The organism is Streptomyces sp. NPDC029956 (assembly GCF_055574655.1).
This window is the reverse complement of sequence record NZ_JBVHZJ010000106.1, coordinates 1-11,370: the sequence shown is the minus strand read 5'-3', so window position 1 is coordinate 11,370 and position 11,370 is coordinate 1. Positions and strand designations below refer to the sequence as shown.

8 protein-coding genes are annotated in these 11,370 nt (G+C 71.0%); 3 read left to right on the top strand and 5 right to left on the bottom strand.

Translation table 11 applies throughout. From position 1 onward, the window contains the following. Positions 1-325 precede the first annotated feature (325 nt). On the top strand, positions 326-1,366 hold the full coding sequence (locus ACZ4XX_RS39770) for a vWA domain-containing protein (RefSeq protein ID WP_468512693.1): 1,041 nt from the start codon (positions 326-328) through the stop codon (positions 1,364-1,366). Positions 1,367-1,451: 85 nt separating this feature from the next. Here the strand turns inward: ACZ4XX_RS39770 and ACZ4XX_RS39765 are convergent, their stop codons facing one another. Beyond that, positions 1,452-1,919 carry a hypothetical protein gene (locus ACZ4XX_RS39765; RefSeq protein WP_468512692.1) on the bottom strand — a complete coding sequence of 156 codons (468 nt, stop codon included), beginning with the start codon at positions 1,917-1,919 and terminating at the stop codon, positions 1,452-1,454. A gap of 197 nt (positions 1,920-2,116) precedes the next feature. Continuing rightward, complete coding sequence (locus ACZ4XX_RS39760) at positions 2,117-2,764, bottom strand: TetR/AcrR family transcriptional regulator (protein WP_468512691.1); 648 nt, start codon at positions 2,762-2,764, stop codon at positions 2,117-2,119. A gap of 84 nt (positions 2,765-2,848) precedes the next feature. Here ACZ4XX_RS39760 and ACZ4XX_RS39755 point away from each other — a divergent pair, with 84 nt between their 5' ends. After that, positions 2,849-3,910, top strand: coding sequence for an oxygenase MpaB family protein (locus ACZ4XX_RS39755; RefSeq protein ID WP_468512690.1), 1,062 nt, complete (start codon positions 2,849-2,851; stop codon positions 3,908-3,910). 31 nt (positions 3,911-3,941) lie between these two features. Here ACZ4XX_RS39755 and ACZ4XX_RS39750 read toward each other — a convergent pair whose 3' ends face one another. From ACZ4XX_RS39750 to ACZ4XX_RS39740, 3 genes are all read right to left on the bottom strand, one after another. Beyond that, the gene (locus tag ACZ4XX_RS39750) at positions 3,942-5,510 is read right to left on the bottom strand and encodes an outer membrane protein assembly factor BamB family protein (protein WP_468512689.1); all 1,569 of its coding nucleotides are present in this window, start codon (positions 5,508-5,510) and stop codon (positions 3,942-3,944) included. Positions 5,511-5,619: 109 nt separating this feature from the next. Further along, the gene (locus ACZ4XX_RS39745; RefSeq protein WP_468512688.1) at positions 5,620-6,285 is read right to left on the bottom strand and encodes a class I SAM-dependent DNA methyltransferase; all 666 of its coding nucleotides are present in this window, start codon (positions 6,283-6,285) and stop codon (positions 5,620-5,622) included. Positions 6,286-6,695: 410 nt separating this feature from the next. Further along, a complete protein-coding gene (locus tag ACZ4XX_RS39740) occupies positions 6,696-7,760 on the bottom strand; it encodes a metallophosphoesterase family protein (protein ID WP_468512687.1) in 1,065 nt (354 codons plus the stop codon). An 859-nt stretch (positions 7,761-8,619) separates the two neighbouring features. Here ACZ4XX_RS39740 and ACZ4XX_RS39735 point away from each other — a divergent pair. Then, a complete protein-coding gene (locus ACZ4XX_RS39735) occupies positions 8,620-11,214 on the top strand; it encodes an alpha/beta hydrolase family protein (protein ID WP_468512686.1) in 2,595 nt (864 codons plus the stop codon). The last annotated feature ends 156 nt before the right edge of the window (positions 11,215-11,370 follow it).

Genomic DNA, 11,370 nt, shown 5'->3' with positions numbered 1-11,370 from the left:
GTGACTTTCGGAATCGTCGCCCAAGAGCAGGGGCAAAACAGTACGGAGCGGCAGCACCAACGACACCCGCGTTCCTCCCCCCCCCCCCCCCCCCCCCCCCCCCACCACCGCGTTCTCCGCGCGCCGGCGAACCGGCCACGGAGTGACACACGCGTGTCCGCACCGACGTTCGACGCAGGGCAGAACAAGGGCCTGGAGAAGGGGACTTCACGGCCTCCCTCGGGATGTGACACCGCCTTCGCGACCACCCGCACCGAAGCCACGTTCGATTGTCAGCGGTGGGTGAGACGGTGGATGCATCGAGTCGGAACGAGGGGGAGCTGCCATGACCCGGAGCCAGAACTACATCAACCACGTCGCTCTTGTGCTGGACGCCAGTTCGTCCATGTCGCACCTGAGCCGCAAGGTCGTCGAGGTCGCCGACCAGCAGATCGCGTACCTTGCCCGCCGCTCGAAGGACCTGGACCAGGAGACCCGCGTCACGGTGTACGTCTTCGCCGACAAGGTGGAGTGCGTCATCTACGACAAGGACGTGCTGCGGATGCCGTCGCTGAAGCAGCTGTACCGGGTGGGTGGCATGACGGCCCTGCTGGCGGCCGCGCTGAAGTCCCAGCGGGAGCTCGCACAGACGGCGCAGCTGTACGGCGACCACAGCTTCCTGACGTTCGTGCTGACCGACGGTCAGGAGAACGCGAGCCACCGCTGCCCGGATGCTCCGGCCAAGGATCCGCGTGAACTGGTGAAGGCCGTGGCGGAGATGATCCGGACGCAGGAGGACAACTGGACGCTGGCCGTCCTCGTACCGGACCAGATGGGCAGGCACGAGGCCATGCAGGGTGGCTTCCCGAAGGACAACATCGCCATCTGGGACGCCACGAGCACCCAGGGTCTGGAGGAGGCCGGGCAGGTCATCCAGGAGGCCACCGAGAAGTTCATGGTGGGGCGCAGCAAGGGCATCCGGGGATCGCGGGCCGTGTTCTCGGTGGGGGCCGAGGCGGTGAACAAGGACACCGTCGAAGCGGCCGGCCTCACCCCTGTGGCTCCGTCGGAGTACGAACTGATCGCGGTCGCGCGCGATGCGGCGATCCGGGACTGGGTCGTCGAGAGCGGGCACACCTACCGGACCGGTGGTGCGTTCTACCAGCTGAGCAAGTCGGAGAAGATCCAGGCACGGAAGGAGATCGCGGTGCTGGAGAAGAAGACGGACCGGGTGTACACGGGGCCCGAGGCCCGATCGCTGCTGGGCCTTCCGGACGTCGAGGTGCGCGTCAAGCCCGACCACAACGACGACTTCACGATCTTCGTGCAGAGCACCAGCGTGAACCGGAAGCTCGTACCGAACACCCGACTGCTGCTGATGCACTGATGCGCTGATCCCAGGTCTGGGACACCGTCAGGGATCCCAGACCTCACCGGGTCCGGCCCCACCGGAAGCACAGCCGGGGCAGGACTCAGCCGGCCACGTCCGAGGCTGCCGACGCGCACGCGCGGCAGGCGCGGAGGTGGGCAGCGTGCCGGGACGTGAGCAGGGCCAGGTCGGCCTGGGTCCTGGTGCTGGAGTACGAGGCGATGGCGGTGAGCGGCATCGAGGTGCCGTCCTTGAGGACGAGTTCCGGGCTTGCGGTCTGTGCCGGACCAAGGCCTCGCGCGCTCAGGCCGAACTCACTGATCGCGCACCACAGCACGGTCCGCGATCGCCCGAGGCCGCGCTCCGTGATTCCCGCGACGTCGACTCGCAACCCCACGAGGCCGCCTCGGAAGACGATCCAGAGGCCGAGGGCGAGACACCCGGAGTAGATCGCGACGCCGGCGGGATCAGCCGCTTCGACCAACCCCATGGCGCCCAGCAGCACGAACACACCACCTACCGCGATCATGGCGATGCGTTGGCCCACGCCGCCGAGCGTCTGGGTGTCCACCTGACGAGGTGAAGAGTTCATCATCACGCACGCACCCTAACGTCTTCGCACGTACGTCCGTACGGAACATGAAGAGGAGGGTGCATGCGCCGTCCGACCCGTCACCGCTTTCCCTGGGCCCCAGGGAAAGCGGTGAACCGGGCTATCCGCCGCTGCTGTTGAGATGGGCCCGCCCGGTCTTGGCGTTGCCACCCGGGTCACGAGCCGGCGAACAGCGCGTGGAACAGGACCTCCACCTGCCGGGCCACATGTTCCGGCTCGAACCTCTTCGGGTCGGTGAGGGCGGTGCGGCCGAACTGCTCGGCGCAGGCGACGAAGGCGTGGGCGAGGATCTCGGGGTCGAGCTCGGAGTGGCCCCGGTCGGCGAGGACGGCGGTGGCCCAGTCGGCGACCCGGCGGCGGAACCGCTCGCGGTCGGCTTCGACGCGGTCGCGGACGACCGCGGGCATGTCCCCCGGTGTCAGCAGGATCAGCCGCCACGTGTCGGGGGCGGTCCGGAGCATCGCGGACATCCGGCGCACGGTCTCCGCGGCGAACGATGCCGGTTCCCGCGGGTCCGCCCCTCCGGGGACGGTCTCCATGAGCTGCCGGAACGCGCGGGCCTGCTCCCTGTCGAGCAGGGCGCCCAGGAGGTCACCGAGGTTCTCGAAGACGCCGTAGACCACCGACCGGGCGACATCGGCCCGCTTCGCGATGGCATCGATGGAGACCCCGGCGTATCCGTCACTGACGATCACGGCCAGCGCCGCGTCGAGCAGTTGCTCGCGGCGTTCCGCGAGCGGGACCCGCGGGGCGTAGGGGCGCCGCTTGCGCGGCGTGGCTTCCGAAGCGGTGGAGGGAGACACCTTGGCAGTTTACGACATCCGTGTCTTAATTTAAGACAGCACTGTCGTAATGGCGTGAGCGGACCCGAGTCGAGGAGCGGAACGATGGCGTTGCTGAAGCGGAGCGAGGTCGAACCACACGAGGACTACGGCTTCTTCGGCCCCGGGTCGGTGGTGTGGAAGGTCTGGAGCTATCCGACCTCCCTGACGGTCGGTTTCCAGCGGTCCGTGGTCGTCGAGGAACTCGATCCGCCCCTGGTGGCCGCCGTCCACGGAACCCAGGGCATCTACCGACGACCGCGCACGCGCTACGACCGCACCCTGCGGTACTTCGCGATGGTGGCCTTCGCCGGCTCGCGCGAGGTGTGCAAGGCGGCGGACGTCCTGGTCAAGGTCCACTCCAAGGCTGTCGGACGACTGCCCTACCGTGAGGGGACCTACGACGCCAACGACCCCGCCTCCCAGCTGTGGATCCAGCTCACCGGCTGGCACTCCATCCTGTACGCGTACGAGAAGTACGGTCCGGGCAAGCTGACCGCCGACGAGGAGCGCGAGTACTGGCAGGCCTGCGCGACCGCCGCGGAATTCCAGACCTGCTCCCCCGACGACATCCCGCGCACCCGCGAGGGCGTGCGGGCGTACTTCGTACGGATGCGTCCGCAGCTGTCCGCCAGCCCGATCGCCCGCCAGGCCATGGCACACCTGCTGCGCGCCGACCTCGTGCTGCCGCCTGCACCACGCTGGGCGAGGCCGGCCACGCTGCTCGTGGCACAGGCGCTGCGCATGGCCACCCTCGCCACCATGCCGCGCTGGATGCGCGAGCTGGCCGGAATCCGGCAGTCACGCGTCCTCGACGCGCTCATCGTGCCCGTCATGAAGGCCTCGTTCGCGCTCGCGCACCTCAGCCCCGGAGTCGAGCTGTTCCTGCTCGCACGGCAGTCCCCGTCCACGGTCGCGGTGGTCGCCCCGATGAAGCTCGGCATCCCGCCCCGCCGCGAGGAAGTCCTGACCCCGGCCGAGGCCCGCGCCCGCCACGGCTTCACCAGGCCCGCCGAAGCCCATCTCGATCTGCGGGCCCGACAGTTCACACGTGTGCTCGGCGAGGACAAGCCCCCGAGCGATGAGGGACTGATCGAGTCCCAGGGCACCCTGGGGCCGCTCGCCTGAGGCCGTCGTCGGTGATTCCGTCGGTCGCGTTTCATGATCCGGGGGACCACGCCGGACAGTCGTCGTTCGAGGGCCGTGCGGGCTCCCCCCACGTGTCCGTGCATGCGAGGATGCGGCCGTCGCCGGTGCCGATGAGGAACCGGCCGGAGGCTGTGACGGTGAGAGCGGTCGGTACGGCGGAGACGCCACCGACGGTGAGGTGCTGCCGCCAGCGCACCGTGCCGTCGCCCAGGTCGAGCGCAACCACCTCTCCGTCGTCGTACCCGACGTAGACGGCAGTCGCATCAGCGTCCAGTGCGGTGGCCTTCCGGTCGGTACGGAACACCCACCGCGGGCGGCCGTCGGTCGTGTCGCGCCGGACGACGAACGACCCACCGGGCTGGAGCCCCTGGCCGCTGTACACCGTTCCGGCATGGACCAGGGTTCCGTCCGCCGCCTCGATGCCCGGGCCGCCGAAGTGCGACTCGTCGGGCTCCCAGGAGTACGGAAACATCCGTCGACCGGAGGAATCGAGGGCTTCGACCGGTCGCACGGTCGCGGGCCCTTCCAGGTCCATGGCCGTGACCCAGCGCTCCCCCTCGCAAGGGTTCCGATCGCCCGCGGGCCGGCGGGACAGGAAGTAGATGCGGCTTCCACCCCGTACGGGAAGTCGACTGCGGCCGGCATGGCGTCCGTCCGGTGACAGGGCCGGCCGGCCGTCAGCACAGCGCACCAGCGACACGTGCGACGACGGGACGATGCTGTCGAGCTGCTTCCCGTCGGCGAGGGAAAGCCGGACGACCGACTGCGGGACGGAGCCACGCGCGCCGGGACGGCGTACGAGCCCGACCCAAGCGGATTCCTCGCCCTTGGCGACGACGATCTCGCGCCCGCCCTCCTCGTCCGGAACCATCCAGGCCCGCTCGCCCGAGGGCAGCCAGGATTCCAGCTGCACCCCGTCGAGCGTGGCCAGGATCCGGCCGTCCGAAAGTGCCTCGACCGCGCGAACATTGCGGCGCCGGTCCAAGTCCTCGCTCAACTCCGCAACCATCCGTTGGGCGACTGCGCTGCCATCAGGACGCGGCGCCGGCACCCGCGGGCCGGCCAGGTCGTGTTCGGTGAGGGACCTGGCCGGCACGGCGGTCCAGTCCGGTCGGCGCACCACGGCGACATGGCCCTCGACGCGCGCGGTGCTGTCCTCCCAGTCGTCATGCGGCGCCATGACCATCCGCAGTGCCTGGTCGTCGAGCCATTCCAACTCGAGTACCTGGCGGCCCAGCGCGTGTTCGATGAGCGACATGCCCTGACCCGTCTCCAGGTGCAGCAGGAGGAGCTGGCCTTCGAAGAAGTAGCCGCCGTCGTAGCCGCCGGTGCCGACCGCGAGCAGGGGAAGCGTGGGATGGAAGGCCATCGCCTGTACCGGGTGGAACGAGCGGACGAGGGCGCGGCAGGCCAGATCCCCCGTGCCGTACACACCGACGGGCGAGGTGCCGCCGAACTCGTGACTGCCGGCCACGGCCAGCAGGCCACGCCTCTCGTCGGCGACTGCCAGTACGGGGTCACCGATCTCGGCGAAGGAACGGTCGCCGAGGATCCGGTCGACGGAGAACGGGATGGTCATGGCGCCGATCTTCGCAATGGTCAGGCGATCATCGGAAGCCCGGTCCCCCGAAGTCTCGACCCGCGCTGCCACGCTTCGCGTCGCCCAGCACCGACGTCGACGCTGATGCTCAGGTTCCAGTGGTCGCCTTGCGGGCGAGGAGTTGGATCTCCTTGAACTGCCGGCGGTCGGTCGGCAGCGGCACGATCGTCGTACGGCCCACCTCCGTCACACCGTGGTCGCGCAGGAGCGCGGCAAGGGCGTCGGGGTTCCAGCGGTAGGCCGTCGCCACCGTGTGGTCGTAGCTCTGCGTCTCTACGTGCGGGCCGTCCGTGGCCGGGAAGGCGATCAGGAGGTGCCCGCCGGGTGCCAGGACCCGGGAGATCTCCGCAACGATGGCAGGGACGTCCTGCGGCGGTGTGTGGATGACGGACCAGCGCGAGAGTGCGCCGGCCAGAGCGCCGTCCTCGATGTCCAGCGCGGCCATCGATCCGACCTCGAAGCGCAGCCCGGGGTGGGATGCGTGCGCGAGCTCGACCATCACCGGCGAGGCGTCGACGCCGAACGCGTCGAGGCCCAGTCCGTGCAGGTGGGCGGTGACGTAGCCCGGCCCGCAGCCGAGGTCCGCGACCTGGCCCCGGCCGTCACCGATCGTCCGCGCCAGTTCCGCGAAGGCGGCCAACAGGGCGCGCTCCAGGGGGCGGTCACGCAGGGAGTCCTGGAACTGCTCCGCGTACACGGTCGCGATGGCGTCGTAGGCGTCACGGGTCGCGCCCAGGGTGTCGAGTTCGGTCATCCGGAGACCGTAGCCGGAGACTCCGGCGTGCGCAGCATGCGGGTCGCCGGTCGATGACTTGTTGCGCATGCGCGAGCGGACCCGCCCGCCGGCGGGTGGCCCGCTCCGTATCGCCCCCGCCTGTGCCGTCGTGCCTCCTCAGCCTCCTCGGGTCTCAGCCGTCCTTCGTGGGTCGTCCGCGAGAAGGTGCGCGGGGAATCGCCCCGTACCTGCTCCTCCACCGGCTCGCCGCGCGTCCACTCCGTCGACGAGCGGCCGCACCTCTGCCCAGGCATCCGCCGCCCGGTTGTCCGGAATTCCGTGGCGCAACGTCAGGGTGCTGAGCGGCGGCTGATCGGTCATGCGTTCATGATGCGCCAGTGCCGCTCTGCGGCGTACTCGATCACGGGCCCGGCCGCCCGACCCGGTCGTCAGATGCGGGTCGAGAGGGGGACCGTGATCTGCTTCAGCCAGGCGCCGGCTGCGAAGTCACGGGCCTTCACCACCACGCGGTCGCGGAACACCTCGACCTGGAGGCCCTGGTTGAACGTGCCGGGGACCGTGACCTCTCCGCCCTTGCCGTCGTCCGTGAAGCCCGTCTGCACGGCGCCCGTGTTGATCACCGAGAAGCCGTCCAGGTTGGCCGTGCCGGGGACGACCCTGCGGACGTACCAGTCCGACAGGGCGAGGTCCCAGTGCGTGTGCCCGCAGAAGAGGAAGACGTCCTTGTGGCGGCCGAGGATGCCCAGGAGACGGTCCGCCTGGAGGTAGTCGCGCGAGTAGAGCCGGTTGTGGCTGCCCGAGACGGTGTTGGGGAGCGGGTGGTGGGTGATGACCATGACCGGCTTGCGGCGGCGCGCCCAGTGCGCGAGGCGCTCCTCCAGCCAGGTGAGCTGTGCCTCGCTCAGCCATACCTCGTCCCACAGTTTCGGGTCGTGGTAGTGCATGTACTTCTCCGTGCCGAGGCTCAGCACCGGAATGCCGCCGAACGAGTGCTCCGCGTACACCGTGTTGCGTCCGGCGAAGGTGTAGAAGCTCCGGAACAGCGAGTCCTCGGTGGTGCCGTTGGGCCAGGTGTCCTGCGCCAGTGTCGACGGGTCGCGCCACTTGGGGACGTAGAACTCGTGGTTGCCGATGGCCCAGGCGACCGTACCCGCGTGGGTGTGGCGCGCGACCTCGGAGCCGACCGCCGCGTACTCGGCGTCGTAGCCGCGCGGTGTGATGTCGCCCGCCACGGCGAGGCCCGAACTCGTGGGGTTCGTCCGGTTCATGTCCTCCAGGGCGACGCCGAGGTCCCGGAGGTCACCCTGGATGTCGCTGATGACGTTGAAGGTGGTGACCGGGCGCCCCGGACCGGCGTGCCCACGACCGGCCTGCCCCGGACCGGAGTGCTCCGGACCCGAGTGTTCCGGGCGTGCCGCGCTCGCCGGTACCTGGGAGGCGGCGAACGCGCCCACCGCCCCAGTGGCGACGGTGAGCAGAGACCTGCGATCCACGGAGAGTTCCTCTCGGACGGGCGGTGGCCCCCGATGAGCGCGCCTTCCGACGCACCCGTCCGCCCATACGTCGTGTACTCGCGTCCCGGGCACCGCTCTTCGAACCAGACCCGTTATGGATACGCAACCTGACCGGCCTGTTCCTGACTTCGGGATGTCTGTCGCGTGAATGCAGTCCTACGGGACGTGAGTTGGCCGGAACGACCCCCGTCGGGCCGTGCGGAGCACAGCCGTTGAGCGCGCGCCCTCTCCATCGCGCGCGCCACCTGCACGCCCAGCCGTTGCGCGCAGCCCACCTGCACGCCCGTCCCCGGGGCGAGAACGCGCCTCCCGGCGCACTGTTCACGCCATCAGGCAACCCCTGCCCGGTCGTTGTCATCCTCCGAAAGCGAGAGGGGGCTGGAGAGGGCGGCGCGTTCGGGCGCATCCGCGCGTTGCGAGCCCCGACGCGCTCCACACGCCTCCTCCGCACCTGCACCCCACACGACCGATCGTGAGGAAGTCCGCCTTGATACGTGCTCCACGCGGCGTGGCCACCGCCGCGGCATTACTCGCGCTGGCCTCGGTGTCAGCCGGGGCCGCGTTCGCCCAGTCGTCACCGTCCGCTGCCCCGCCATCCGGACCACCGTCGTCCGCACAGCCGCCGTCCGGACAGTCGGCATCTTCCCCGTCGTCCGCACAGCCGTCGTCAGCACAGCCGTCGTCCGCACAGTCGTCGCCCGGTGCGTCCTCGCCCGGTACGTCCTCGGCCGCCTCCCCGAGCAGTCGGCTCGGCCATCTCGACCTGCCCGAGGGCTGGCAGGTGTCCGGCGCCGGGACACGTCGACAGCTCGTCTGGACATCGCCCGATCCCGTCCCCATGGGCGACTCCCGCGTCGCGTTCCACGCCGGTGACCGGCTTCTCGGTCACCCGGTGGCCGCGCGGGACGGCCGGTCCTTCCGGCTGCCCCTCCAGGGCATGGAGCTCACCGAGGGGACCGAGTTGCGGGTCACGGCCGGCGGGCGTCGGCTCGACGCGGCCGATCCCGCCCGCTCCGCGCGTCTCACGCCCACCGACCCCTCCGCCCCGGCCGCGCTGCCGGGCGCCCCGCTTCCCGCGAACGGGGTGGACCCCGGAGTTCCCGGCCGCTACCGCACCGTCGGTGGCGCGTACGACCTGAAGTCCGTGCGGCTGCCCGGATTCCCCGAGCCCGTCGAGATGCGCGCCACGGTCGTCGGACCGGCCGGCGCCCCCGGTAAGCGGCCCGTGGCCCTCTTCCTGCACGGCCGCCACGGCACCTGCTACACCCCCGGGACCGAGGACGTGACCGGCGACTGGCCCTGCGCCGCCGGATCGAAGCCGATACCGAGCCACCAGGGGTACCTGCGGGCCCAGCGGCTCCTCGCCTCCCAGGGGTACGTGACCCTGTCCATATCCGCCAACGGCATCAACGGCCAGGACTTCCGTGCCGAGGACGGCGGCGCCCAGGCCCGCTCCTCCCTCATCCGACAGCATCTGGCCCGCTGGGCCGACTGGTCCGCCCAGCGGGCCACCGCCCCGGCCGCCGTGCGCAACGCCTCCGCCGCGGACCTGTCGCGGGTGCTGCTCGTCGGCCACTCACGTGGCGGCGAGGGCGTCAACCGGGCCGCACTCGACACCCTCACCCCGCCGCCCGCCGACCAGGACGGCTACCGGGGCCCCGTACGGTGGAAGATCCTCGGCACCGTGCCGATCGGACCCACGATCTTCGGCAACAACCCCGCGCCCGACGTACCCTCCATGACCATCCTGCCGGGCTGCGACGGCGACGTGTCCGACCTCCAGGGCCAGAACTTCGTCGACGGCACGCGCGGCGTCAGCCGTGGCACCGCTCTGCACAGCGCGGTGTACATGGTCGGCGCCAACCACAACTTCTTCAACAGCGAGTGGACCCCTGGCCAGGCGCAGGCACCGGCCTTCGACGACTTCTGGTCCGACGAGCAGCCCGACCCGGTCTGCTCCCCCGGCACTCGGACCCGGCTCACCGCCGCACAGCAGCAGGCCGCCGGCGCCACCTACATCGCCGCGGCCGCCCGGCTGTTCGTCGCCGGTGACGACCGGGTCCGTCCGCTCCTCGACGGCACCGGCCGCCGCGCGCCCTCGGCCGGTCCGGTCCGCGCCCTCAGCCACGCCGTCGGCGCGCACCGGACGCCGGCCTTCGTGCCCGGCTCCTCCGCCCTCACCGTGACCGGCGGTGGCAGGCTCTGCGCCCAGATCGACCCCGACTCCGGCCGCGCGTGCCTGTCCCCCGAAGCGGGCGGTGCGTCACCGCACTTCGCGTACTGGGAGGCCTCGCCCGAACCGGGCCGTGACGCCGTCGCCCTGGAGTGGTCGCGTCCCGGAACCCCGGTCGCGGTGCGCTCGGCACGGCCGGTCTCCCTGGCCGGATCCGACTCCCTCGCCGTTCGGGTGATCGTCCCGCCCAACAGCACGGGCACCGAGCTGGACGTGGCCGTGACGGACGCCTCGGGGCGCCGCGCGCACCTGGGCCGTACCCGCGTCGAGGGGCTCCCCGGCAGCGAGCGGACCGCCTCCTACTGGGCGCGCGAGGTGCGCGTACCGCTGTCCGCCGCCGCCCGGTCCGGCCTCGATCTGAAGCGGATCACGGCACTCGAACTGACTCCGCGCACGACCGCCGGCCGCGCGTGGCTGATGGACGCGTGGGGCTGGCGCCCCGGCACTCCGGCCGTACGTCCGGCGGCGCTGGCGCGTGTCGACGTCGGACGCCTGACGGTCGCGGAAGGTGACACCGGCGTCCGGACCTACCGGGTGCCGGTACGGGTGTCCGGTCAGGGCACCGGCCAGGTCCGGCTGTTCGTCGCAGATCCGGCCACGGGCGAGCTCACCTCCCGGACGGTGACGGTACGTCCGGGACGTCATGACATCGACGTACCGGTCGAGGTGCGGGGCAACGACCGCTTCCGCCACGACGTCACGCACGACGCCTTCGTCAAGGCGGTGCGCGGCACGGCGATCGGCGCTCACCGCGGTGGAGTGACCGTGCGGAACGACGACCCCATGCCCAGGGTGACCGTGTCGCCCGTCGCCGACGCGGTGACCGAGGGCGCCGCGCTGACCTGGCGGGTGACGCTGTCCGAGCCGGCCGACACCGAGATCGGCGGCCACGTCTCCTTCCTGCCGCCGGCCGGCGGTACGGAGCTGTCCACGGCGGACGTCGACCAGGCGTGGCTGAAGGAGCAGCTCGGAGAGGTGCCGGCCACGGCCACTCCCCTCTCCCAGATCGAGTTCGGCGGCTTGAACCTGCCCGTCTCCGTCCCGGTCGGCTCGACGACCGTCGAGGTGACCGTGCCCACGGTCAGGGACGACGTGAGCGAGCCGGTGGAGTCGCTGCGGGCGGGGCTGACCACGTACGACGCCACCTGGGAGCCCGTCCCGGGGCCCGAGTTCGCGGGGACGGTGCGGGACGGGTCGTAGCATCCGCGTTGCTCGTCGCGCCGTGTGCGGCTGTCGCATGACGCGACGGCGTCATGCGACGGGAAGGAGGCACCCGGCGTGACGGGGGGGGGGGGAGACACCCTATCATGGTGGTTTCAGTCCTTCTCCTTCCTTTCGGGAAGGAGGAGAGAGGGG